Source organism: Affinirhizobium helianthi, assembly GCF_042680945.1.
Taxonomy (GTDB): domain Bacteria; phylum Pseudomonadota; class Alphaproteobacteria; order Rhizobiales; family Rhizobiaceae; genus Neorhizobium; species Neorhizobium helianthi.
Window position 1 is genome coordinate 81,366 of the sequence record NZ_JBHUEQ010000022.1, and the last position, 22,925, is coordinate 104,290.

24 protein-coding genes are annotated in these 22,925 nt (G+C 59.3%); 19 read left to right on the forward strand and 5 right to left on the reverse strand.

The window, feature by feature from the left end:
• Window positions 1–182 precede the first annotated feature (182 nt).
• The 6 genes from ACFSE1_RS11995 (at window position 183) to ACFSE1_RS12020 (ending at window position 7,147) form a co-directional block, all read left to right on the forward strand.
• Window positions 183–1,973, forward strand: coding sequence for a LysM peptidoglycan-binding domain-containing protein (locus ACFSE1_RS11995; protein ID WP_377401327.1), 1,791 nt, complete (start codon window positions 183–185; stop codon window positions 1,971–1,973).
• Entirely contained in the window at window positions 1,970–3,220 is a 1,251-nt protein-coding gene (locus ACFSE1_RS12000; RefSeq protein ID WP_377401330.1) for a multidrug effflux MFS transporter, read from the forward strand. Before ACFSE1_RS11995 ends, ACFSE1_RS12000 begins: the two co-directional genes overlap by 4 nt.
• A gap of 48 nt (window positions 3,221–3,268) precedes the next feature.
• Complete coding sequence (locus tag ACFSE1_RS12005) at window positions 3,269–5,155, forward strand: ABCB family ABC transporter ATP-binding protein/permease (RefSeq protein ID WP_377401333.1); 1,887 nt, start codon at window positions 3,269–3,271, stop codon at window positions 5,153–5,155.
• Between the two features lie 128 nt (window positions 5,156–5,283).
• Window positions 5,284–5,985, forward strand: coding sequence for a phosphatidylserine decarboxylase (locus ACFSE1_RS12010; RefSeq protein ID WP_377401336.1), 702 nt, complete (start codon window positions 5,284–5,286; stop codon window positions 5,983–5,985).
• A 15-nt stretch (window positions 5,986–6,000) separates the two neighbouring features.
• Window positions 6,001–6,816, forward strand: a complete 816-nt coding sequence (gene pssA / locus ACFSE1_RS12015) for a CDP-diacylglycerol--serine O-phosphatidyltransferase (protein WP_377401339.1) — start codon at window positions 6,001–6,003, stop codon at window positions 6,814–6,816.
• A gap of 202 nt (window positions 6,817–7,018) precedes the next feature.
• On the forward strand, window positions 7,019–7,147 hold the full coding sequence (locus ACFSE1_RS12020) for a hypothetical protein (RefSeq protein ID WP_377401342.1): 129 nt from the start codon (window positions 7,019–7,021) through the stop codon (window positions 7,145–7,147).
• Between the two features lie 242 nt (window positions 7,148–7,389).
• Here ACFSE1_RS12020 and ACFSE1_RS12025 read toward each other — a convergent pair whose 3' ends face one another.
• Window positions 7,390–8,157 carry an SOS response-associated peptidase gene (locus tag ACFSE1_RS12025; RefSeq protein WP_377401345.1) on the reverse strand — a complete coding sequence of 256 codons (768 nt, stop codon included), beginning with the start codon at window positions 8,155–8,157 and terminating at the stop codon, window positions 7,390–7,392.
• 189 nt (window positions 8,158–8,346) lie between these two features.
• Between ACFSE1_RS12025 and ACFSE1_RS12030 the strand changes: the two genes are divergently transcribed.
• From ACFSE1_RS12030 to ACFSE1_RS12085, 12 genes are all read left to right on the forward strand, one after another.
• Window positions 8,347–8,763 (forward strand): NUDIX hydrolase, encoded by a 417-nt coding sequence (locus ACFSE1_RS12030; protein ID WP_377401348.1) that lies wholly within the window; start codon window positions 8,347–8,349, stop codon window positions 8,761–8,763.
• Between the two features lie 76 nt (window positions 8,764–8,839).
• A complete protein-coding gene (locus ACFSE1_RS12035; protein WP_377401351.1) occupies window positions 8,840–9,265 on the forward strand; it encodes a TIGR02301 family protein in 426 nt (141 codons plus the stop codon).
• Window positions 9,266–9,371: 106 nt separating this feature from the next.
• On the forward strand, window positions 9,372–9,629 hold the full coding sequence (locus tag ACFSE1_RS12040; RefSeq protein WP_377401354.1) for a hypothetical protein: 258 nt from the start codon (window positions 9,372–9,374) through the stop codon (window positions 9,627–9,629).
• Between the two features lie 16 nt (window positions 9,630–9,645).
• The gene (locus ACFSE1_RS12045) at window positions 9,646–10,392 is read left to right on the forward strand and encodes a hypothetical protein (protein WP_377401357.1); all 747 of its coding nucleotides are present in this window, start codon (window positions 9,646–9,648) and stop codon (window positions 10,390–10,392) included.
• A 78-nt stretch (window positions 10,393–10,470) separates the two neighbouring features.
• A complete protein-coding gene (ygfZ, locus tag ACFSE1_RS12050; protein WP_377401360.1) occupies window positions 10,471–11,313 on the forward strand; it encodes a CAF17-like 4Fe-4S cluster assembly/insertion protein YgfZ in 843 nt (280 codons plus the stop codon).
• Window positions 11,314–11,324: 11 nt separating this feature from the next.
• Window positions 11,325–11,933, forward strand: a complete 609-nt coding sequence (locus tag ACFSE1_RS12055; protein ID WP_377401436.1) for an HD domain-containing protein — start codon at window positions 11,325–11,327, stop codon at window positions 11,931–11,933.
• Window positions 11,930–12,460, forward strand: a complete 531-nt coding sequence (locus ACFSE1_RS12060) for a tyrosine phosphatase family protein (protein WP_377401363.1) — start codon at window positions 11,930–11,932, stop codon at window positions 12,458–12,460. The genes ACFSE1_RS12055 and ACFSE1_RS12060 overlap by 4 nt, the downstream gene beginning before the upstream one ends.
• A gap of 70 nt (window positions 12,461–12,530) precedes the next feature.
• Window positions 12,531–13,412, forward strand: a complete 882-nt coding sequence (locus tag ACFSE1_RS12065; protein WP_377401366.1) for a mechanosensitive ion channel family protein — start codon at window positions 12,531–12,533, stop codon at window positions 13,410–13,412.
• A gap of 76 nt (window positions 13,413–13,488) precedes the next feature.
• The gene (locus tag ACFSE1_RS12070; protein WP_377401369.1) at window positions 13,489–16,230 is read left to right on the forward strand and encodes a DUF2339 domain-containing protein; all 2,742 of its coding nucleotides are present in this window, start codon (window positions 13,489–13,491) and stop codon (window positions 16,228–16,230) included.
• Window positions 16,227–16,886 carry an HD domain-containing protein gene (locus ACFSE1_RS12075; protein ID WP_377401372.1) on the forward strand — a complete coding sequence of 220 codons (660 nt, stop codon included), beginning with the start codon at window positions 16,227–16,229 and terminating at the stop codon, window positions 16,884–16,886. The genes ACFSE1_RS12070 and ACFSE1_RS12075 overlap by 4 nt, the downstream gene beginning before the upstream one ends.
• Entirely contained in the window at window positions 16,886–17,734 is an 849-nt protein-coding gene (locus tag ACFSE1_RS12080) for an MOSC domain-containing protein (RefSeq protein WP_377401375.1), read from the forward strand. Before ACFSE1_RS12075 ends, ACFSE1_RS12080 begins: the two co-directional genes overlap by 1 nt.
• Window positions 17,735–17,836: 102 nt before the next feature.
• A complete protein-coding gene (locus tag ACFSE1_RS12085; protein WP_377401378.1) occupies window positions 17,837–19,057 on the forward strand; it encodes an MFS transporter in 1,221 nt (406 codons plus the stop codon).
• Between the two features lie 7 nt (window positions 19,058–19,064).
• Here ACFSE1_RS12085 and recO read toward each other — a convergent pair whose 3' ends face one another.
• The gene (gene recO, locus ACFSE1_RS12090) at window positions 19,065–19,817 is read right to left on the reverse strand and encodes a DNA repair protein RecO (RefSeq protein ID WP_377401381.1); all 753 of its coding nucleotides are present in this window, start codon (window positions 19,815–19,817) and stop codon (window positions 19,065–19,067) included.
• Window positions 19,818–20,081: 264 nt separating this feature from the next.
• On the opposite strand from recO, the gene ACFSE1_RS12095 reads away from it, so the two are divergent.
• Window positions 20,082–20,477: a hypothetical protein gene (locus ACFSE1_RS12095; protein ID WP_377401384.1), complete on the forward strand. Its 396-nt coding sequence runs from the start codon at window positions 20,082–20,084 to the stop codon at window positions 20,475–20,477.
• 27 nt (window positions 20,478–20,504) lie between these two features.
• Here the strand turns inward: ACFSE1_RS12095 and era are convergent, their stop codons facing one another.
• The 3 genes from era to lepB are packed head-to-tail and all read right to left on the reverse strand — an operon-like array spanning window position 20,505 to window position 22,908.
• Complete coding sequence (era, locus tag ACFSE1_RS12100) at window positions 20,505–21,440, reverse strand: GTPase Era (protein ID WP_377401387.1); 936 nt, start codon at window positions 21,438–21,440, stop codon at window positions 20,505–20,507.
• An 8-nt stretch (window positions 21,441–21,448) separates the two neighbouring features.
• Entirely contained in the window at window positions 21,449–22,165 is a 717-nt protein-coding gene (gene rnc / locus ACFSE1_RS12105; protein WP_377401390.1) for a ribonuclease III, read from the reverse strand.
• Window positions 22,165–22,908: a signal peptidase I gene (lepB, locus tag ACFSE1_RS12110; RefSeq protein ID WP_377401393.1), complete on the reverse strand. Its 744-nt coding sequence runs from the start codon at window positions 22,906–22,908 to the stop codon at window positions 22,165–22,167. The genes rnc and lepB overlap by 1 nt, the downstream gene beginning before the upstream one ends.
• Between the last annotated feature and the right edge of the window lie 17 nt (window positions 22,909–22,925).

Consider the following 22,925-nt stretch of genomic DNA (forward strand, 5'->3'; position numbering starts at 1 on the left):
CGTCACGCCCTGCCCTACACGCCGGTTTGAGAGCGGCAAAACTCTCCAATTGATAAATTGCCTGCCTAAAAGTGACGGGGAATCCAGCCTGCGGCAAGTGCAAAAGCCGACGAATCCTTGTTAACTGACTATGAAACCTGTAATCGGGGACCGTTGGCGCAATACCGCCAGGAGAGGTTTTGATGATTAAAAATCGTGCCGGCTGGCTTGCCCTTGCAGTTCTCGCCATCGCAACGCTGCTGATGGTATTCTTCGTCATGCCGAGAATATCGGGCGAGGATAAGCCTTCGAACGATGCGGTCAACTCTGCAAACAACCAAGTAAAGCCGCAACCGACAGGCGCTCAAGAAGCGGCAAAGCAGCCTCGAAATTCTGCTGAGCCACAGCAACTTTCTGCGTCTTCGGAGAAGATTGCTTCCGATGCTGCCAAGCGTGACCCGCTGCCTGCGGCGGAAAAGACCGGCGCTGAAGCGATCTCTCCGGCCACAGCCGCCAAAACCGCCTCTGACACCCTCGCGGTTCCGACATTCGACGTCCTTCGTGTCGAGCCGGATGGCTCCACGGTGATTGCCGGACGCGCTGCACCCGGCGCGCGCATCGAGGTGATGGATCAAGCCACAACCGTTGCCAGCACCATGGCAGACAAGGCCGGCGAGTTTGTCGCCATCCTCGACAAGCCACTGCCGCCGGGGGATCACCAACTGGTGCTGAAGGCGACCACGCCGGATGGAAAAACCGTTATTTCCGAGGAAATTGCCACGGTCTCTGTTCCACAAAACAATGAGAGCGAACTGCTGGCCATGGTCACCAAGCCCGGTGAAGCAAGCCGCATTCTGGCCAAGCCCGCATCACAGGCTCCCGCATCCCAGGCCAAAACGGAACGCATTGCTGCCGATCCGACGATCCAGCGGCCACTCACTCCGGCTGCCAATCAACCGGCAACAGAGGCGGCAGCGGCCAGCCAAACCTCCAGTGCCGCGCCGAATGCTGTTGGTTCCGCTTCTGCGGATTTGCAGGTCAGCGCTGTGGAAGTGGAAGGCAACAAGCTTTTCGTGGCGGGCATTGCAAAACCCGGTGCGCGGCTTAAAGCCTATGTCAACGGCCAGCTTCTTGGCCAGACCACTGCAAATGCCGATGGAAGTTTCGTCATCGACGGGACGCATGAACTGGCGGTGGGCGAACACAAGATCGCGGTGGATCACGTGACAGCCTCGGATCAGGCGCTTGTACGGGTGGAGGTTCCGTTCAACCGTCCTGCGGGTGATCAGGTTGCCGCCGTCGCTTCGCAACAGGGTGGAACCCCCTTGACGCCGATTGATGCCGGTGCCTTCGACAAGCTGCGCAACGAAGTCGGCAAGGCTTTCCAACTGCTACAAAACCTCTATGCCAATGGCGGAAAGCCCAGCATGGAACAGGTGGCCGCGGCACGCTCTGCAGTAACGATTGCCCTGCGATCCCTCACCGAATATCGCCTGCCAGCTGGCGTGGACGCCAATACGAGCGCCATTGCGGCCACGGCCATCAAGGCCGCCTCGGATGCCCTGACCGCGCTGGAGGCACTGCCCAAGGATGTGGATGCCGTGGGCCGGAACCTTGGAACGCTATCCGCCATGATTGCACGCGTTACCTCCTCTACTCTGCCCTCAACCCCGATTGCGCCGCAGGCCACCACGCCCGCAGCCCCTCAGGTATCAGAGGCTTCCCCGTCTGCGGCCCCGCGCACCATCGAGCAAGCGCCGTTGACCAAGAGCGACGCGGCATCGGTCATCATTCGTCGTGGCGATACGCTCTGGCAGATTTCGCGCCGCGTTTACGGACAGGGTGTTCGCTACACCACGATCTATCTGGCCAATCAGGATCAGATCGCCAATCCGGACATTATTCAACCGGGGCAGATTTTCGGCGTGCCGAAAGAGGCCCTGCCGGAACCCGAGGCGGAGAAGGTTCACCGGGAACGGCTGAAAAAGGGGTGACCATTCCCCATCGAGAAGAGGAACAAGGCTCTACGGCAGGTCCCGCACGCTTCGGTGAGCGGGTTCTGCTCTACGCGCTGCTAACCTCGCTGACGGCTCTGAGCATTGATGCCCTTTTGCCAGCACTTCGCGTCATTGAGGAAGAATTGACAGCGGCTCCGGCGCTGACGACGCAGCACATCGTGTCGATCTTCATCTTCGGAATGGGTTTCGGCGAGCTGCTGGCGGGGCCGATTGCCGATGCGGCAGGCCGCAAGCGTGCCCTGCTTTTCGGCCTTGTCGTTTTTGCTTTGGGAACCGTGGTCGCCATGACCGCAACCTCTATGGAAGCCATCGTGGCAGGTCGCTTTCTACAAGGACTTGGGGTCTCCGGCCCGAAGATTGCCACGCGCGCCATGATTCGCGATCAGTTCGGCGGCGACGACATGGCACGTGTCATGTCGCTGATGTTCAGCATCTTCATTCTTGTGCCCATGATCGCGCCAGCTCTGGCCCAAGGTCTGATTGCGCTTGCGGGATGGCGCAGCCTCTTCGTCGCCTATCTCCTCATTGCGGCTGTTCTGGCCAGCTGGCTTTTCTGGCGGCAGCCGGAAACGCTGCCGCACCCACAACGGCTCCCCTTCCAGCCCCGCATGATTTTGCGCAACAGTCACCGTATTCTGAGTTCGCGGCGGGTCAGCCTTCTAATTCTTGCCACCGGCCTCATCTTTGGTGCGCAGCTGATTTATCTCAGCTCAGCGGCAGATCTCTTTTTCGATGCCTACGGAATTGAGGGCACCTTCCCGGTCTATTTCGCCATTCTGGCCTCCAGCATCGGCCTTGCGTCCTTTTTCAATGCCAGACTGGTCCGGCGGCATGGCATGGAAACCATGGCGAAGTTCGCGCTTTACGGTCTTGCCGCCTCTGGTCTGATGATGCTGATGACAACACTGCTCCTCCAGCAGAGGCTGCCGCTTGCCCTCCTGATGGTTTTCAGTTTTGCCGCGTTCTTCTCCATCGGGCTTTTGTTCGGCAATCTCAATGCCATGGCCATGCGCTCGCTGGGAGACGTGGCGGGCCTTGGGGCGTCGCTGATCGCATCTGGTTCCAGCATCATTGCCAGCATGTTCGCGGCGGGCCTCGGCATTTTCTACGATGGAAGTCCGATGGTGCTTGCGCTGGGCTTTTCCCTGGCCGGCAGCGCGTCTCTTCTGCTTGTCAAACAGGCACAAACCGATGATTGCACAAGGATCGCAGCAATCCGTTGAATTGCGCTTCTGCAACGCGTAAGTGAGAGCCTCCTTTCGGAGGCACGCATGGCAGACAAACAGAAAACCGTTTCGGCGGATTCCAGCAACCCGCTGGAAACCCTCGTGAACCTTTGGCCCTATATGTGGCCCACCGGGCGGCGTGACCTCAAGGCGCGGGTTGTCTGGGCTACCGTTTTCCTGCTTGTCGCCAAGCTGGTCCTCATCGGCGTGCCCTATTTCTTCAAATGGGCGACCGATGCGCTGAATGGCAAGCTAGACATGGCAGGCATCCTGCCCGCCTTTCTGCTGGGCGCCGTCGCGCTGGTCATTGCCTATAATCTCACGCGCATCATCCAGCTGGGCTTGAACCAGCTTCGCGATTCGCTTTTTGCCAGCGTAGGCCAGTATGCGGTGCGCCAGCTAGCCTACAAGACTTTCGTGCATATGCACCAGCTGTCGCTTCGCTTTCATCTGGAGCGCAAGACGGGTGGCCTCTCCCGCATTATCGAACGGGGCACGAAGGGCATCGAAACCATTGTCCGGTTCACCATTCTCAACTCGGTGCCGACGCTTATCGAGTTCATCCTCACTGCAGCCATTTTCTGGTGGGCCTATGGCTTCACCTATGTGGCCGTCACGGCGCTCACCGTTTGGGCCTATATCTGGTTCACCATTCGCGCCAGCGATTGGCGCATCAACATCCGTCGCTCCATGAATGCCAGCGATACCGATGCCAATACGAAAGCCATCGACTCGCTGCTGAATTTCGAAACCGTGAAATATTTCGGCAACGAAAAGATGGAGGCTGAGCGCTTCGATGCTTCCATGGCGCGCTATGAAAAGGCCGCGACACAGGTGTGGACCTCGCTCGGCTGGCTGAACTTCGGACAGGGCGTTATCTTTGGCCTTGGCACCACCATCATGATGGTCTTGTCCGCCTTGGCGGTTCAGCGTGGCGAGCAAACGATTGGCGATTTCGTTTTCGTCAACGCGCTGCTGATCCAGCTTTCCGTTCCGCTGAACTTCATCGGCTTTGTCTATCGCGAAATCCGCCAGGGTTTGACGGATATCGAGCAGATGTTCGATCTTCTGGATGTGAAGGCGGAAGTGGTGGACAAGCCGAATGCCCAGCCGCTGCAGATTGCCCAGGGACACATTGTTTTCGACAATGTTCATTTCGCCTATGACGCGGAGCGCCCGATCCTGAAGGGTGTCAGCTTCGAGGTTCCGGCTGGAAAAACGGTGGCCATCGTCGGCCCTTCCGGTGCCGGAAAATCCACGATTTCCCGCCTGCTCTATCGCTTCTACGACATCCAGCAAGGCTCTGTGCGGATCGATGGGCAGGATGTGCGTGATGTGACGCAGACCAGTCTGCGCGCCGTGATTGGCATGGTTCCTCAGGATACGGTGTTGTTCAACGACACGATTGCCTACAACATCCGCTACGGTCGTATTTCCGCCAGCGAGGAAGAGGTGCTGGCGGCAGCTGACGTGGCGCAGATCGGCACCTTCATTCGCAATCTGCCAGACGGGTTCAAGACCATGGTGGGCGAGCGCGGCCTGAAGCTTTCCGGCGGCGAAAAGCAGCGCGTGGCCATTGCCCGTACCATTCTGAAAGCTCCGCCGATCCTCATCCTCGATGAGGCAACCTCGGCGCTCGATACCACGACCGAGCAGGAGATTCAGGCAGCGCTGGACGTTGTTTCGAAAAACCGCACGACCCTGGTCATTGCGCACCGCCTCTCAACCGTCATCAACGCAGATGAAATCATCGTATTGCGCGACGGGCAGATTGCAGAACGCGGCACACATGCAGGGCTTCTGGCGCAAAACGGGCTTTATGCCTCAATGTGGAACCGTCAGCGCGAAGCAACGCAAGCGGAAGAGCATTTGCGGCAGGTCCGAGAAAGCGATGACATGGGCGTCGTGGTGCGCAAACCGCCCGCCACATAAGACATTCACGGTTAATCGCTTCATCGTTAGGGCCTGTTGCCAAAGTCGGAACCGGATTGCTCCGTCGCGTGTTTGCCTGTAGTCAGCTTATCCAAGCACCAAAAGCTGGACAATCTGGAGACTAACCTTTGGTCAATCTACTCGATACCATCCGCAACACGCTCGTTCCGATCCACAAGGAAGGCTATATCTTCGTCATCGCCTTCTTCGTGGCATCGCTCGTCCTGGGCCTCATTGCCGCCCCGCTGTTCTGGATCGGCCTGGTTCTGACATTGTGGTGCGCCTACTTCTTCCGTGACCCGGAACGCGTCGTGCCACAGGATGACGATATCATCATCAGTCCAGCCGATGGACGCGTCTCATCTGTCCAGATGGTCGTGCCGCCGGCAGAACTGGATCTGGGCATGGAGCCGATGCTGCGCATCTCCGTCTTCATGAACGTGTTCGATTGCCACGTGAACCGGGCACCGGCACGAGGCCGCGTCTCGCAAATCGTCTATCGCCCCGGCCAGTTCATCAATGCGGAATTGGACAAGGCGAGCGTGGACAACGAGCGTAACGGCATGGTCATCGAAACCAAGCATGGAAAGCTTGGCGTGGTGCAGATCGCCGGTCTCGTGGCGCGGCGCATTCTCTGCTTCGTGCACCAGAACGAACCGCTGGATGCCGGTGAGCGCTTCGGCCTTATCCGCTTCGGCTCGCGCCTGGATATCTACGTCCCCGAAGGCGGTCAGCCGCGCGTATCGCTCGGCCAGCGCACCATTGGGGGCGAAACCGTGATCGCAGAGTTCAACACCGTCAAAGGTCCGACGATCAGTCGCCGCAGCTGACCAGAAGAGGCCGCCATGAGTGAAAATCCCAGCCCGGAACGAGACGATAACGATGACGCGCGCGGCCCTCGTCTGCGCGAGATTCCGCTCCGGCTCATGGTGCCGAACCTCATCACGGTGCTTGCGATCTGCGCGGGCCTTACGGGCATAAGGCTGGCCTTCGAAGGACGGTTTGAACTTGCCGTTGCCATGGTTCTTCTCGCCGCTTTCCTGGATGGCATTGACGGCCGTGTTGCGCGCGCGCTCAAGGCGACATCAAAATTCGGCGTGCAGATGGATTCGCTTGCCGACATCATCAATTTCGGCGTGGCCCCTGCTCTGGTTCTTTACGTATTCGTGCTGGATCAGATGCGGTCGATTGGCTGGATCGCAGCCCTGATCTACGCCATTGCTGCGGGCCTGCGGCTGGCACGCTTCAATGTCATGGCGGAGCGGGAATACAAGGCGAAGTGGCAATCGGAGTTCTTCGTGGGCGTGCCTGCCCCCATGGGTGCATTGCTCGTGCTATTGCCGGTTTACCTCGGTTTTTTGGGCATTGATACAAGCGGTATCTTTGCCGTTGGCGCCACCATCTACACCGTGTTGATGGGCTATCTGCTGGTCAGCCGCGTTCCGGTCTGGTCCGGCAAGTCCGAAACCCGCGTGCGGCGCGATCTGATGCTGCCCCTGCTGCTCTGCGTCGTGATCTATGTGGCGCTGCTGATGAGCTATACGTGGCAGGTCCTCTCCGTCACCGCCGTTGCCTACCTGATCTTCCTCCCCTTCTCTGCCCGTGCCTGGAAGCGCCGTTACGGCACGCTGACCATCGAGGACGATCATGCGAACATTTAGTTCGCAAAGCTTAGTATAGCACTTCCATACAAAGTTATCGGGAGACGGGCAGCGACTTTAGCTGCCCGAATAACAGAGTAACGATTTATTAATGATGAAAATAATCTTAGCGGGTTTGATTTAGATCTAGACAAGTCAAACTTCCGCCTGTTTTTCTCTCCACATAAACTGCACAAGAATCAGTTTTCTGGAGGAGATCCCAATGAGCCAGGCCCAGCACGCCGCCCCCAAACATACGAATGAGCTGCACGCACCTCTGCGCCCGCTCGGCATCAAGGCCGTTGTTGCCGCTGCATTGATGGTGAAGCGGAACGTTCTGAAGAAGGCCTGAGCTTCAGCCTCTACCGTTCTGAAGGGCAGCAGGAGGTGCACACCTTCTGCGGCCCTTGATGTTCAGCATGAAGGGCGCCCGGTTTCAGGGCTTTGCCCGAACCAGAAAGGTTTAGACCTCGCCTGTGAAGCGTCTGGAACAGGAGATTGGCCAACCTTGCCGAACACCGTTTGTTTGACAAAAGTCCGGATGCAAAACCGCTGTCTCTTTGGCTGGACATGCACCAGGTTGCTGGACATGCGCTAGAAAAGCGAAAGCTGATCTCCGTTTTTCGCCTTTTTGCTTTGCGGCTGCGGCAATGGCGCTGCGTGCTCGGCAGGTTCCTGCAAGTCCGGCCCCATATTTGCGACCTTGTTGACGCGATCCGAGACTGGAATGGCTTCAAAGAAATCCGGCTGAACCGGCTTCAGCAGGTGTTCTATCGCCTTTGGTTCTTGCGTTTTGCAGTCCAGCCAGGTCTCGAAATCCTCTGGCTGAATGACAACCGGCATGCGGCCATGAATGGGTGCAATGGCAGCATTGGCATGGGTGGTGAGAATAGCGGCCGTATCCACTTCCGATCCATCGGCCGAACTCCAGGTCTCCATCAATCCGGCGAAAGCAATGATGCCGCCCTTGCGCGGCCTGATCCAATAGGCCTGAGCCTTGCCGCCCTCCTCCTTTGCAGGGCGGTGCCATTCGTAAAAGCCGGAGGCAGGAACCAGAACGCGCCGGTGGCGCATGGCGGCGCGAAAGGATGCCTTGCCAATGGCCGTTTCGGCCCGGGCATTGATGAGAAGGGGGAAATCCGCGGGGTCCTTCACCCAGCCCGGAATAAAGCCCCAACGCGCCAGAACAGCCTTTCTCGCTGGCACATTGCTGCCCGGCATCGGGCTTTCCCCGGCCACGATCAGCAGGATCGGCTGCGTCGGCGCAATGTTGTAGCGCTTCGGAAAGTCATCGATGTCGATGACGCTGAGGAATTCGAGAATATCCTCGGGCGTCGCAGTCAGAGCGTAGCGTCCACACATGGAGAAGAGATGGCATCGCCTACTGTCCGGGTCAAGGATAGCGGTCGTTTGCGGACCTGATCTGGCAGAACCGCAGATTTTCACTGGTGCGATGCAGCGCATGGAGGCTAAGTTCCGCGTCGGCTCTCGCCGCAATTTCCGCCAGCTCTCCAGCGACAATGCCCGCATTCCTTCCAGGAGCATATAGTCATGTCCGTCAAAGTCAGCGCCGCATCCTCTGCCATTCTGGAGCGAGACGGCCGTTTCCTGCTGATTCGTCGCCGCAATCCGCCCTCTGCGGATCTTTTTGCCTTTCCCGGCGGGCGGGCGGAAGAAGGGGAAACGCCGGAGCAGACGGCCCTGCGCGAATTTGAGGAAGAAACCGGCATCCCTGTTCGCGATCCCGTGCTTTTCGCCACCTACGATCTTCCCACCAAGGATGAGACGGGCCGAATCACCAGCCATTTCTTCCTCTCGGTCTTTCTCGTCCAGTCTGACTCGGACCTGGAGGCCGTGGCCGCCGACGATGCCAGCGATGCGGGCTGGTACACAGCAGAGGACATCAGATCACTGCCGGTTCCCGCCAGCGTTCTGGATTGCGCGGAACGACTGGCAGCGAGGCGATAGAGTAAGCCAGGCGCTGGCGAATCATCTATCACAACACAGGCTCGGCAACGGGCACACCAGAAACAGGCCGCCTTTCATGTTCCGCTTGATACTCACATTGCTTTTGCTGGCAGGGCTTGCTCTTCCCGCCGCCGCGCAGAAGAAGGGCACCACCGCCCCGCCTGCCGCGCCAGCACCAGCACAAGGTACAGAAGAAAAGCCAGCGCCCTATGATGGGCGCCTCATGCGCCTCGCGGAGATTCTGGGATCGGTCCATTATTTGCGCACGCTTTGCGGCGCGCCTGCCGCCGATTGGCGTGCTTCCATGCAGGCTTTGCTCGACGCGGAAACCATAAATGAACCCAAACGACGAGAGAAATTGACGGCATCCTTCAATCGGGGCTACAGGGCCTTTGCAGCGGTGCACACATCCTGCACGCCGGCGGCAAGATCGGCTGAAGAGACTTACCGTAACGAAGGTGCAACACTGGCGGCGGAAATAGCGACGCGCTACGGAAATTAGAGGTTTATTTACCTCTTTCTCCATCGGGGCATGTCGTTTTGATAAAAGGCTGCTAGAGTTGTTAACGTGTCGGTAACAACAGGCACCCCTTGTATGAGGATTACAGATGCAAACTGCGCGCAACGACATCGACGACATGATTGTTCACGAGAAGATGCAGGTAGCGCTCGAGTATCAGAATGAGGCTTGGGCCGATGGCCGTGCAGACGGTATCGAGCCGGAAATCATTGCTGATGCTGCCATTGCCCTTGCCATGCGCGAAACGATTCGCCTGCACGGCGAAGCCGGTGCCGAAGCCATGCTGGAATCGCTGCGCCAACGCATGCTTGCGGGAGAATTCTCGCCCGAGCGCACGATCCAATAAAGTTCAGGAATTCAAAATGAGGCGTTCTCCTGCCGCATCTTTGCGTATCGGCGCATCCTGTCTTATGGCCGCAAGCATCGCATTTGCGCCCGTGGCCGTGACGGCTGCTCCAGCAGTCGTGCTGGCGCTGACTGGACCTGCCCAGATGGCGCAGGCAGATGCTCAGGCACCCGCTCAGCCACCGGCTGCCAACGAATCACCTGCGGCACCCGCAGCCCCATCCGCCACGGAACAGGCTCCATCGGACCCGGCCCCCTCCTCATCCAAGGCCATTGCGACGCCGGGAGAGATTCGCGCCAGCGGCAATGTCGAGATCGTCCGTGATCTTTCAAAGCTGCCGGAGCCTGTCGCCAAGCTGCGCGAATCAATTCTCGAGGCTGCAGCGACCGGCGACATCGAAAAGCTTCGTCCTCTCATCGCCTTTGACCCCGCGCAAATGCAGGTGGGCGCGGAAGGCGATGCAATTGAAGCGGTGAAGAGCCTGTCTGGCGATCCCGACGGCCTGGAAATCATGGCCATCATGATGGATCTGTTGCAGCCGGGTGCTGCGCACATCAATATCGGCAAGCCGGATGAGATGTATGTCTGGCCCTATTTCGTCGGCAAGCCGCTGAACAGTCTGACGGCACCGGAGAAGATCGAACTGCTGCGCATCGTGACCGCTGGCGATCTGATGGCGATGGAAGAAGGCAACAACTACAATTTCTACCGGATCGGCATCACGCCCGATGGGAAATGGAAGCTGTTTGCAGGCGGGGATTGACCCCACTCCGCCGCTTGCCCTTGCTTCGTCCTCACCTTATCTGTGAGCTTCCGAAGCGCCCCAAGCGGACTGAATCCCATGCCAAGAGTTGCCGTTCCCGAACGAAGCCTGATCCGCGTTACCGGCGCGGATGCACAGGGCTTCCTGCATAATCTCATCACCACCGATGTTGAAGGACTGCCGGCAAACGAGGCGCGCCCCGGTGCGCTTCTCACGCCACAGGGCAAGGTTCTGTTCGACTTCATGATCTGGCGAAGCGAACCCGGTTTCACCCTGGAGTGCGATACGGTGCATGCGGATGGGCTCGTGAAGCGCCTGAGCATGTACAAGCTGCGGGCAGCCGTCAGTGTCACCATCGAAGGTCAGGGTGTCACCGTCGCCTGGGGTGAGGATGCTCGCTCAGCGGAAGGTGTGGTCGATGCAGCATTTCGCATGGCTGGCATTTCCCTTGTCCGCCAGGCCGGAGCGGAGGGACCTGACCCGGCAGCCCTGTATGACGCATTGCGGATCGAAGCTGCACTGGCAATATCTGGCCGCGATTTCGCCCTGCAGGATGCTTTTCCACACGACATATTGTTCGACAAGGATGGCGGTGTTTCCTTCAGGAAGGGATGCTATGTCGGACAGGAAGTCGTCTCCCGCATGCAGCATCGCGGCACGGCACGCCGCCGCGTGGTGCAGGTTCAGTCAGAAACCGATCTACCCGCCGGCGGCACGGAATTGACTGCCGATGGCAAGCCGATCGGAGCGCTGGGCACGGTTGTCGGCAAATCCGCTCTCGCCATCGTGCGGATCGACCGCGCAGGCGATGCCATGGCGAGGGGCGGCGCAATTCTGGCCGGTGATGTTCCGGTTCACCTCTCGCTGCCCGCATGGACGGGCCTCGGCTTTCCAGCCGGTTCGGATGAGGCAGAGACGTGACGAGCCCGGTCATGGCGCGTGCCTGGCAGCGAATGCTTTCCGGCCGCAGGCTCGATCTTCTCGATCCCTCGCCGCTCGATATCGAACTCAGCGACATCGCCCATGGCCTTGCCCGCGTAGCACGCTGGAACGGCCAGACGCATGGGGATAATGCCTTTTCCGTCGCCCAGCACAGCCTGATCGTCGAAGAGATATTTCGCCTGCAAAATCCCTCCTCCTCCGTCGTCGATCTGCTGATGACACTTCTGCACGATGCACCGGAATACGTGATCGGTGATATGATTTCGCCCTTCAAGGCCGTGGTTGGCGGCGGCTACAAGACTGTGGAGCACCGGCTGGAGGCAGCGGTGCATCTGCGCTTCGGCCTGCCGGCCCACCCCTCCAAGGAACTCAAGACCAGGATCAAGAAGGCGGATACGGTGGCAGCCTATTTCGAGGCGACCGAGCTTGCCGGTTTCACCCATGAGGAAGCACGCAAGTTTTTTGGCCTGCCGCGCGGCATTGCACGAGACGCCATCCCGATTGTTCCACTGCCCGCCTCTCAGGCACAAAGGCAGTTTATCGAACGATTTGAAGCGCTCGATAGAGCGCGCAGCACGCCCGCGGTGCAATCGTCATGAGCATGATCGTGGTTTCTCCTCTTGCCCGCATCGCGGAGATGGCCGTGCGCTACAAGGCGCGGGAAATGGTAACGCTGATTGCCCGTGAGCAGGCATTCCATCGTCCGGCCTTGATCGCGGCGGAGCGGCATCTGACCTTGATGATGAACGACATTGCCTTCAAAGGCACCGGAAACCTGATCGCACCGGACGAAGCGCATATCCAGCAATTGCTGGAATTCGCCCGGCAATGGGATCAGGATGCGCCGCTGCTCATCCATTGCTGGATGGGCGTGTCACGCTCTCCGGCTGCAGCTCTGGCTGTGGCGCTTGCGGTTCAGCCGGATCAGGATGACGAGGAACTCGCACTCAGGCTTCGTGCTGCCTCACCCTATGCCACGCCCAACACGCGCATTATCGAGATCTCCGATCGGCTGCTGGACCGTCAGGGGCGACTGGTTGCCGCCGTCAGGAAAATTGGACGCGGTGCAGATGCAGACGGCAACGCCCCGTTCGTCTTTGCAGCGAAAGTCACAGTGACGGCCTGACATCGGCCCTTGACCCCTGTGCCCTTCGCGCCAGTTTCGCCTTGTTTCTTATCAGGGAGAATTGCGCGACATGGAGCAACAGGCATCCGACTTCGTCGTCGCCACTCAGGCGGCGCTCGCACAACTTTCGGCACTGGCGGTGCAATATTCGTTCTCCATTCTCGGAGCGATTATTCTTCTCATCATCGGCTGGGTTGCCTCCGGCTTGCTAAGCCGCTGGGCGCGTCAGGGCATGGGCCGTATTCATGGCATTGATGCAACCCTTGCCCAGTTCTTCTCCAACATCATCCGCTATGCGGTTCTCGTCATCGTCATTGTCATGGTGCTGGGGCAATTCGGCGTGCAGACGGCCTCCATCCTTGCCGCACTTGGCGCCATAGGTCTGGCCATCGGCCTTGCCTTGCAGGGTACCCTGCAAAACATAGCGGCAGGAATCATGCTGCTGGTTCTGCGACCGTTCCGCGTGGGCGAATATATCGATACCGGCAGCGTGAACGGCACCGTGCAGGAGATCGGACTTTTTGCGACCGAGCTGAAAACCTATGACGGTCTTTATCGGCTGGCGCCGAACTCCCTGCTCTGGAATGTGCCGGTCACCAACTACAGCCGCCTTTCCACCCGCATGCATGATTTCAAAGTGGGCATTGCCTATGAGGATGACATCGACAAGGCTTTGGGCATTCTGCTCGATCTGGCCAATCGTGAGGAACGCATCCTGAAAGATCCTCCGCCAAGCGCCTTCGTCATGGAACTGGGTGACAATGCAGTCGTTCTGGCGCTCCGCTACTGGGCCAATAGCAGTGTGTGGTGGATGACGTCGCGAGACATGACCAAGCGCACCAAGGAAGCCTTCGATGCTGCCGGTATATCCATCCCCTTCCCGCAGGTGACGTACCACGCGGCTGAAAAAGACGAGAAAACGGATGGTCGACCGCCGTTGAACCTTGTTTAAAGCAGTCATGCTCATGCTATTTTCTTGATGCGTTCGCTCGGTCTATAAAGCGGCAGCGCACCGAGATGGAGTTCTTATGCTCGAGCTACTGGTTCTCATTGCCATCATTGCGCTGTTCAGCAAGCAGCAACGTCAGTCTCGACGGCTGACCGCTCTCGAACTCCAGATAAAACATCTGCAAGAGCAACTGGCTGAGGCCAGACCTCCCCTCGTTCCGGCCAAAGTGCAGGCAATGGAGGAAGCGGAAACGGGCGCGGCGGAGGCTCTTCCCGCCCCGGAAGCGGCTGCCGAGGCAAGGCTGGAAGAGCAGCAGAATGCCCCGAAGACAGCCCCGCCGCTGGCGGCGCGTACGATGCCGGAGGAAAGCCTGGAAAGCCGTCTGGGGGCGCGCTGGGCCGTCTGGGTGGGCGGGCTGGCGCTCGCGCTCGGCGGTATTTTTCTGGTCCGCTATTCCATCGATGCCGGGTTGCTCGGACCCGTTCCCCGGTTGATCCTTGCTGCCCTGTTCGGTCTGGCGCTGGCGACAGCTGGTGAAATGATCCGCCGTGGCGCGCTGCCGAAACTGCCGGAGAACTACAATAACGCGCTGGTGCCCGGCATCCTCACGGCTGCGGCCAGCATCACGCTGATGGCAACTGTCTATACCGCCTTCGCCATCTACGACTTTATCGGGCCACTTCCGGCCTTTATCCTTCTTAGTCTGGTCGCGCTTGTCACACTTGCCCTTTCACTGCTGCATGGGCAGGCGCTGGCTGGTCTTGGTCTTGTTGCATCGCTCCTGACGCCGATTCTTGCTTCGTCGGGCAACGGGAATTTCTACGCGCTTTTCGGCTATCTTTCCCTCGTCTGGCTTGCCGCTACGGCAGCAGCCAGAATACGCCGCTGGCGCCTCCTGCCATCGCTTGCCAACATCCTGCTGATGTTCTGGGTCGCCGGAAGCTGGAGCGCCGTCTATCTGACGGATGACCCCGCCTTCCTTGCGCCACCCACTGCACCGGGCATCGCCCTGATGATCATGATCGCTGGCTCAGGCTTCCTCTGGCCGGGAGCGCATTTTGAAAGTGCAGTAGACGGTTCCACTCCATCGCAAAGCCTCTGGCGGCGCGCGAGACGTCTTCTGGCACGCTCGCCCAAGGGCATCATGATCTCGGTCTCGCTGGCCACAATGCTATCGGTCTTGAGCATGGTGGCGGCGGACCTTCCGTCCCTCGCAGATCCGGTTCTCATCTTCGTTGCCGTGACAGGGTGCCTTGCCGGACTGGGCGCCGGGCGTCGTACGGCGACAATACCCGCCATCTTCGCGGGGCTCACCGCCGTCTGGGGCCTTGCGCTTTTTGCCATTCTCGATGCAAGCCGCACCATTTCACCACATCTGCCGGAAGCAGCAGCAAGCGGATGGTTAAGCAGCCTCGCCCCGGAAGCCTTGGGCGGGCTGATCCTTGGCGGCGTTTTCACCATTTGTGGTGTTGTGTTCATTCGCCGCCATCACCGCATCGATCCAGACTTCAGCGCGCTGTGGGCTATCCTCGCTTCAGCCGTGCCGATTGCGCTGGCAACCATCTCCTTCATCAATTACGGCCATCTGGGGCGCGACTGGCTGCACGCCATTGCCATGCTGGTGACGGCCGCTGCTCTTTTTGCATCAGCCATCTCCCTCACCCAAGGGAATGACAATGACTCCCCGTCTGCGGGCCTGCCCCGCGATCTTCTGAGCCTCGGCGCTTTTGGCGCACTGGCGCTTGCGCTGCACTGCCTGACTCAAGGGCTGACGACAACCGTTGGGATAGCCATTCTCGGTTTCCTCTTTGTGCTGGCCAATCTTTGGCTGCGCTGGCGCGGTCTTCCATGGGCCATGATTGCAGCCATTGCCATTGTGTTTGTCCGCATCGCCTGGGAACCGACAATCGTGGGGGCGCAAAACCTGTCCACAACGCCGGTCTTCAACGCGCTGCTGGCAGGCTATGGCATTCCTGCCGGCGTGCTGATCATATCCGCCTGGCTGCTGCGCAGCTGGCCCGGCAGACGCACGCTGAATGCGATCCAGGGACTTGCGGCCCTCATGACCTTGCTGACAATGGCCATCCTCGTGCGCCATGCCATGCAGGGCGGCGTGCTGAACGATGCGGTTCCAACCCTTGGCGAACAAAGCATCTACACGCTGCTGCTGGTGGGGCTATCCGGCATTCTGATGACGCTCGATTTCGGAAGCCCGAGCCGGGCCTTTCGCTATGGGTCGATGGCGGCGGGCATTCTTGCCACTCTCAACATCCTTTCCCTGCATCTGGGGGCGCTGAACCCCTATTTCACGGATGAGAATGTCGGCAACTGGCCGCTGATCAACCTGCTTTTGCCGGGCTATCTCATTCCCGCCCTCGCCTATGCCGGGCTTGCCGCCTATGCGCGAGGAAGGCGGCCGCAAGCCTATGTCGTCATGCTGGCCGTCACGGCGGCCATTCTCGGCTTTGCCTGGGCAACATTGACTGTGCGCTGGGCATGGCAGGGGCCGCATATGGCCTATTGGAAGGGGTTCATTCCGGCGGAAACCTATACCTATTCCGTCGTCTGGCTTCTGATCGGTGTGGGCCTGCTTGCGCTGGGTTCACGCTTTGCCGCCCGCAGCCTGCGCCTTACCTCTGCGGCGCTCGTTCTCATTGCGGTATGCAAGGCTTTCCTGATCGATATGTCCAGCCTGGAAGGAATTCTGCGGGCGCTCTCCTTCATCGGCCTTGGCGTGGTTCTCATCGGCATCGGGCTGTTCTATCAGAAGCTCATGGCACGAGATCGGAAAAGCCAAACGGATGAGGTTGCGACAGGATGAACCGCGCAGAAATCAAGGCCTTCGCGCCTCACGAAAACCTGGCGGCGGAGCTTCTGCCACATGCCTTCAGCGGCAATGACGGCGCGCACGACCTTGCCCATATTGCCCGTGTGTTTCGCAACGCCATGCGGCTGCAGGCGAAGGAAGGGGGCGAGGCAGAGATCGTCGCCGCCGCAGCTCTGCTGCACGATTGCGTCAATGTTGAAAAGAACTCGCCCCTCCGGCAGGAAGCCTCGCGCATGGCGGCACGAAAAGCGGCGGCGCTACTTGCGAGCCTGGACTGGAGCGAGGAAAACATCCGCTGCGTCGCTCACGCCATCGAAGCCCATAGTTTTTCCGCCGGAATAGAGCCGCGCACCATTGAGGCAAAGATCCTTCAGGATGCCGATCGACTGGATGCCATTGGTATGATCGGCGCGGCGCGTTGCTTCTACGTGGCGGGCCGCATGAGCAGCCAGATCTACGACCCGCTTGACCCGACCGCTGCAACGCGCTCCCTGAATGACAAGGCCTTTGCACTGGATCATTTTCCGGCCAAGCTGTTCAAGCTGGCAGATGGCTTTCAAACACAAGCGGGACGTCAGCTAGCACGCGAGCGGCAGGATCGCCTGAAGCTCGTCTACGATCTTCTTCTGGATGAAATAAGGGATCAATAATGCGTATCGCGAGCCTTCACATCTATCCTCTCAAAAGCGCTCGCGGAATATCGCTGCAGCGCTCCGCCTGTGATGCCTTCGGCCTGCGGGCTGACCGGCGCTGGATGCTGACAGACCCGAACGGCAAGTGCGTGACTCAACGGGAAATGCCTGAGCTTGCGCAAATTACCGCAAGGTGGGAGAGCAACATGCTTGTTCTTTCAAAAGACGGTCAGGCGCCGTTGCAGGTCTCGATGGATGAAGGCGGCGAGCGGCTCTCGGTCGAAATCTGGGAATCCACGGTTGATGCGGCCCTTGCAGAAGCCTCTGCTTCGGCCACGCTCTCCGATTGGCTCCAGCACGATCTGAAGCTCGTTCACTTTGACGATCAATCCCGCCGAAGTGCAAGTGTGAAATGGACGGGGACCGAAAGCCCGGTAACATTCGCTGACGGCTATCAGGTTCTCATCACCAACACAGCGTCTCTCGCAGCCTTGAACGAGAACATGGCTGCGCATGGCGAGGCACCCGTCGGCATGGACCGTTTCCGGCCCAATATCGTGCTGGAACATGACATTGCCTTCGCGGAAGATGGCTGGGAGGCGGTGAAAATAGGCTCCATGCTGTTCCGCCTGGTCAAGCCCTGCACCCGTTGCATCATGACAAGCCAGGACCAGCAGATCGGCTCACGCGAGATTGCAAACCCCATGCCTGCAATGGGGCGTATCCGCATGTCCGCCGATCGCCGCGTGCCCGGTGTGCTTTTTGGCTGGAACGCGGTTCCGGTCGGCTCCGGTGAGATCGCGGTTGGAGAGAGTTTCGAAATCGTGGGAGAGCGCGACGCCTGGCCGCTGAAACGCAGAACCTGAAAAGGCTTTCCATCACAGCTCTTCATGCAACCCATAAGCAAAACAGGCTTGGTTTTCCCCCTCACGGGTTTATGGTGCGCAGAGTTTAGGGGGGGACAGGATATGAACAAGCCGGCTTCCAGCGCCATGCCATGGCTTATCATTGTCGCGGGCTCACTGATCGTCATGCTGACGTTCGGCCCCCGCTCCGCCATGGGCTTCTTCCAGTTACCCATGCTGACCGATACCGGCTGGGATCGCTCCACCTTCGGATTGGCCATGGCATTCCAGAACCTTTTCTGGGGCCTCAGCCAACCGTTTTTCGGCGCCCTGGCAGACCGCTATGGCACAGGACGGGTGCTTGCGACCTCCGGCATTCTCTACGCGCTCGGCCTCCTGCTGATGTCGCACGGAACTGCGCCGATCTGGCTGCATGTCGGCGGCGGCGTGCTGGTGGGCATGGCCATTGGCGCGGGCTCCTTTAGCGTCATCCTGTCCGCCTTTGCGCGTCACGTAACGCCGCAGCAGCGCTCCATGGCCTTCGGTATCGGCACGGCTGCGGGTTCTGCCGGCATGTTTCTGTTCGCGCCCCTTAGCCAGACCCTGATCAACCTTTACGGCTGGTCCGATAGTCTGGTCATCATGGGCGCAGTCATGCTGCTGATCCCGGTTCTGGCCTTTCCGCTGAAGGGAAATGCCAATTCCGGCACGCAGAATGCGGCAGCTGTTCAGCAGACCGTGGGCCAGGCGCTTCGGGAAGCCTTTGCCCACCAGAGCTATCTTCTGCTGGTCTCCGGCTTCTTCGTCTGCGGCTTTCAGGTGGCCTTCATTACCGCGCATTTTCCCGCCTATCTGGGCGATATCGGCATCGACGCACGCTATGCCGTGATTGCGATGGCGCTGATCGGCTTTTTCAACATCATCGGTTCACTCGCCGCCGGCTATATTGGCCAACGCTATTCCAAGCCGCATTTTCTGGCCTTCATCTATATCGGGCGCTCCATAGCGGTAACGGCTTTTCTTCTGCTGCCACAGACGCCGCTGTCCGTCATTATCTTCGCCACGGTCATGGGCCTGCTCTGGCTTTCCACCGTTCCGCCAACCAACGGACTTGTGGCCATCATGTTCGGAACGCGCCATCTTGGCCTCCTGGGCGGCATGGTGTTTCTCTCACACCAGATCGGCTCCTTCCTCGGCGTGTGGATGGGTGGCTATCTATATGACCACTTCGGCTCCTACGACCCGGTCTGGTGGCTGGGCGTCGCCCTCGGCCTCTTCGCTGCCGCTGTGCACTGGCCCATTCGAGAAAAGGCTGTCGACAGGTTGGCTGCAAACCCTGCCTGAGATGGCCCTACTCCTCAGCAGGCTCCTGCAGCCTGCCAACAGCTTTCAATGCCGCCTGGACAAATCCGTCTCTTGCCGCATTTTCCGCGATGCCACGCGGTTCATAGACATGGCGATGCATGAAAAAGCCGCTCAGGCGGAAGGCATCGCTCAGATCCTGAACGCTGACCGATGGTTCCGCTTGCGGCGTGAGAAAGGCAGGAAGCGGTAACATCCGGTCCGCCCAGGGTGCTCCGGCCTCGCGGCTCACCGCACGCCCGCTTTTGGGGGAAACGTAAACCAGTTGCTCGCGCCGTCCGGTGGCAGCACATTCGGAGAGATCCAGACCGAAGCCGAGATCATTGAGGACCGCCAGTTCAAAGCGTACGAAGAGAGCGCCCGCGCCACGCGGATCGTCCATATGATCGAGAATGAGATCCAGTGCTTCGAAAAGATGCGGATGCGGATCGCGCTCCGGCAAAAGGCGCAGAAGAGCCCCCATGGCCTGCACGCCATAAAGGGCAGTCGCACTCTCCATCAGCCGCGCGGCGCGCAACTGCAAAGGCTCCAGCCGATAGTCTCCGAGGTGCTCATCCAGCCGCGCCCGCCAGACGGCCTCAACGCGGTTTCCCGCCTGCAGAACCGGCTGCATGCTGCGCGAACGACCACCACGGACAAGGCCCAGATGCCGCCCTTTCGAGCGCGTCATCAGTTCCACCACGACGCTTGTTTCGCCGTGGCGCTTCACGCCGATAATGATGCCTTCATCCTGCCACTGCATGGATGCCTTCAGCCCCGTTAAAGCGTCTTACGATCGTTCAGGTTCGCTCGTCACGCTTCAAGTCTTCGTTTCAACGCGTCATCGCACTCACAAAAACCGCAGCACCATTGCTGTGCGGCATGCTTGGCGCCAAGCCTATCGTCAATAGGCGCTCATCGCCAATTCCTGCAACATACGGGAACAAAACGCTGATTCGCCCTGTGTAGCATGGAACCAAAGGCCGCCCTTGGCAGTTGCTGGCGCGTAACAGATTCCGGAGACACCATGCGCAAGGCATCCCTCGCCGCAGCCCTTCTCGTTCTTCCAACCCTGGTTTCCGCAGCGCCTCCCATGGCTGCCGCGCAATCCGCAGGGCTCGAACAGGCCTGCATCTCGGTCGCGAAGAATTTTCTTCTGGCGCCAACGCTCAAGACCGGCGTGGTGCAATCCTTCCCCGAACTTGATCCGCCCGGCGCTCGCCTGACCTATTCCATCCGCCAGAACCCTGAGCCGACCGATTTCAACGATGAAATCGAATGCGAATTCGATCGTGCGCAGGCACCTTATGGCCTGAAGCGCTTCTGCATTTCCAATACCTGCTATTCGGCCGGTGAAAAGGAAGAGGAAAATCGCCGGCGCTATCAGGAGGTTAAAGCTCTCATGGACCGCCAAAAGCCATGAGCGATACCAGGTGGGGCGGACGACGCCTCACCCTCTGGGGAATTCGAGCCCCATTTCGCGGAAGCGCTCGGGATCATCGCCCCAGTTTTCGCGCACCTTCACAAACAGAAACAGATGGACGGGCTGTTCCAGGATTTCCGTAAGCTCCTTGCGTGACGCAGTCGAAATCGCCTTGATGGCCTCGCCGCCCTTTCCGAGCGCAATCTTTTTCTGGCTCTCGCGCTCGACATAGATGACCTGTTCGATGCGAACCGAACCATCCTTGCGTTCTTCCCATTTTTCCGTCTCCACATGGGAGGAATAGGGAAGTTCCTGGTGCAGACGCAGAAACAGCTTTTCGCGCGTGATCTCGGCCGCAAGCTGACGCATGGGCAGGTCGGAAATCTGGTCTTCCGGATAGTACCAGGGGCCCTCTGGCAGTTGCTCCGCAAGATAGTTCATCAGATCGTCGCAGCCGGAACCGGTGGTGGCGGAGATCATGAAGGTGCGATCAAAACGCACCACGTCATTGGCAGCCGAAGTCAGCTTCAGCAGATCCTCAGGCTTCACCCGGTCGATCTTGTTCAAAACAAGAATCTTCGGCTGCGGCACATCTTTCAATGCCTCCAGAATGGACTCCGCATCGCCACGAAGGCCACGCTCGCTATCAATCAGGAGAAGGATAAGATCGGCATCCTTCGCGCCTCCCCAGGCGGAGGTGACCATGGCGCGGTCGAGACGCCGGCGCGGCTTGAAAATGCCGGGCGTATCCATGAACACGATCTGCGCGTTCTGGTGGATCGCAATGCCACGCATCACGGCGCGCGTCGTCTGCACCTTGTGGCTGACGATGGAGACCTTCGCGCCCACCAGCCGGTTGACGAGTGTGGACTTGCCAGCATTGGTGGGGCCAATCAGGGCAACAAAGCCGGAATGGGTTGCTGGGCCGGCTTCAGTGCCGGATACGGTGTTATCTTCGCTCATAGAACCCTTCAGCCTTCGTTGTCAGGCTTCTGCCAGACGCCTTCGCGCTCCAGCAATTTCGTCGCGGCTACCTGCTCTGCCGCACGCTTGGACCGATCCACGCCGGTTTCCGGCGCCACGCCCTCCACCTCTACGGTCACGGTGAAACGCGGCTCGTGGTCCGGGCCGGAACGATCATCCACCCGATACATGGGTGTGCGACCGAATTTGGCGTGAGACCATTCCTGCAATTCCGTCTTCGCATCGCGACGCGCAGCGGATTCGCTCCTGGCACGCTTTTCCCAATGCTTGAGAATGAAGCGTCGCGCCGCCTCCAGTCCGCCATCGAGATAGATGGCGGCAATCAGGCTTTCCACCACATCGGCCCGCACATTCATCATGCGCTTGCCCGTCAGTTTCTTCACATCCGAACCGGTGCGGATGAATTGGTATAACCCCAGCTCATCCGCAATACCAGCACAGCTATCCGCACTGACCAACTGGTTCAGGCGCACCGACAACTCACCCTCGGTGGCGTTGCTGAAGGTGCTGAACAACAATTCGGCCACACAAAGCCCAAGAACGCGATCGCCCAGAAATTCCAGCCGCTCGTAGTTCGAACTTTTGCCGCCGCCGGTGCTGGAATGCGTCAGGGCACGATCAAGCCATTGCTTGTCCTTGAACTCGTGCCCGATCACGGCTTCCAGCCGCGAGGTATGCTCGGCGGAGAGCGTGGCCTGCTTCATCAGTCGACCACCTTGAACAGGCGATCCCAACGCATATTGGCAGGCCATTTCCAGATTTCACGGAAGGACGTATCGTTGCCCAGCGAGAAGAAGATGATGCTGGCGCGGCCAACCAGGTTTTCTGCCGGGACATAGCCCACATCGAAGCGGCTATCGAGCGAGTTATCGCGGTTGTCACCCATGAAGAAATAATGGCCTTCGGGCACAACGAACTCCCGCGTGTTATCCCCGCGCGAATCCGGCGATTGATCCAGCGTATCGTAGGTCTTGCCGTTATCCAGCGTTTCGCGGAATACCGGAACGTCCGAACCGGGGTCGAGACGGTAATCGGAGGTAAAGTTGCCATCCGGCTGCTTGGGAATGGCCTGACCGTTCAGATGCAGCACGCCATTGATCATCTGGATGCGATCACCTGGCAAGCCGATCAGGCGCTTGATGTAGTCCACGCTTGGATCGGTCGGCAGACGAAACACAATGACATCGCCGCGCTTCGGCTCGCTGGCGAGAATGCGGCCGGAGAACAGATCCGGCGAAAAGGGCAGCGAATATTTGGAATAGCCGTAGGCAAACTTGTTGACGAAGATATAGTCACCCACCAGCAAGGTCGGCATCATCGAACCCGAGGGGATCGTGAAGGGCTGAAACAGGACGGTGCGGATGACCATCGCCAGCAGCAGAGCCTGGATGATGACCTTGATGTTTTCCCAGAGTGAACTCTGCGACTTTTCAGCTTTATCGGACACGTGGACGACTTTCGTTA

Excerpts from the sequence above, each read along its gene's own strand:
- ACFSE1_RS11995 (WP_377401327.1), top strand. The coding sequence starts at position 183 with ATGATTAAAAATCGTGCCGGCTGGCTTGCCCTTGCAGTTCTCGCCATC.
- ACFSE1_RS12005 (WP_377401333.1), top strand. The coding sequence starts at position 3,269 with ATGGCAGACAAACAGAAAACCGTTTCGGCGGATTCCAGCAACCCGCTG.
- pssA (WP_377401339.1), top strand. The coding sequence starts at position 6,001 with ATGAGTGAAAATCCCAGCCCGGAACGAGACGATAACGATGACGCGCGC.
- ACFSE1_RS12020 (WP_377401342.1), top strand. The coding sequence starts at position 7,019 with ATGAGCCAGGCCCAGCACGCCGCCCCCAAACATACGAATGAGCTGCAC.
- ACFSE1_RS12025 (WP_377401345.1), bottom strand. The coding sequence starts at position 8,157 with ATGTGTGGACGCTACGCTCTGACTGCGACGCCCGAGGATATTCTCGAA.
- ACFSE1_RS12030 (WP_377401348.1), top strand. The coding sequence starts at position 8,347 with ATGTCCGTCAAAGTCAGCGCCGCATCCTCTGCCATTCTGGAGCGAGAC.
- ACFSE1_RS12035 (WP_377401351.1), top strand. The coding sequence starts at position 8,840 with ATGTTCCGCTTGATACTCACATTGCTTTTGCTGGCAGGGCTTGCTCTT.
- ACFSE1_RS12040 (WP_377401354.1), top strand. The coding sequence starts at position 9,372 with ATGCAAACTGCGCGCAACGACATCGACGACATGATTGTTCACGAGAAG.
- ACFSE1_RS12045 (WP_377401357.1), top strand. The coding sequence starts at position 9,646 with ATGAGGCGTTCTCCTGCCGCATCTTTGCGTATCGGCGCATCCTGTCTT.
- ygfZ (WP_377401360.1), top strand. The coding sequence starts at position 10,471 with ATGCCAAGAGTTGCCGTTCCCGAACGAAGCCTGATCCGCGTTACCGGC.
- ACFSE1_RS12055 (WP_377401436.1), top strand. The coding sequence starts at position 11,325 with ATGGCGCGTGCCTGGCAGCGAATGCTTTCCGGCCGCAGGCTCGATCTT.
- ACFSE1_RS12060 (WP_377401363.1), top strand. The coding sequence starts at position 11,930 with ATGAGCATGATCGTGGTTTCTCCTCTTGCCCGCATCGCGGAGATGGCC.
- ACFSE1_RS12065 (WP_377401366.1), top strand. The coding sequence starts at position 12,531 with ATGGAGCAACAGGCATCCGACTTCGTCGTCGCCACTCAGGCGGCGCTC.
- ACFSE1_RS12070 (WP_377401369.1), top strand. The coding sequence starts at position 13,489 with ATGCTCGAGCTACTGGTTCTCATTGCCATCATTGCGCTGTTCAGCAAG.
- ACFSE1_RS12075 (WP_377401372.1), top strand. The coding sequence starts at position 16,227 with ATGAACCGCGCAGAAATCAAGGCCTTCGCGCCTCACGAAAACCTGGCG.
- ACFSE1_RS12080 (WP_377401375.1), top strand. The coding sequence starts at position 16,886 with ATGCGTATCGCGAGCCTTCACATCTATCCTCTCAAAAGCGCTCGCGGA.
- ACFSE1_RS12085 (WP_377401378.1), top strand. The coding sequence starts at position 17,837 with ATGAACAAGCCGGCTTCCAGCGCCATGCCATGGCTTATCATTGTCGCG.
- recO (WP_377401381.1), bottom strand. The coding sequence starts at position 19,817 with ATGCAGTGGCAGGATGAAGGCATCATTATCGGCGTGAAGCGCCACGGC.
- ACFSE1_RS12095 (WP_377401384.1), top strand. The coding sequence starts at position 20,082 with ATGCGCAAGGCATCCCTCGCCGCAGCCCTTCTCGTTCTTCCAACCCTG.
- era (WP_377401387.1), bottom strand. The coding sequence starts at position 21,440 with ATGAGCGAAGATAACACCGTATCCGGCACTGAAGCCGGCCCAGCAACC.
- rnc (WP_377401390.1), bottom strand. The coding sequence starts at position 22,165 with ATGAAGCAGGCCACGCTCTCCGCCGAGCATACCTCGCGGCTGGAAGCC.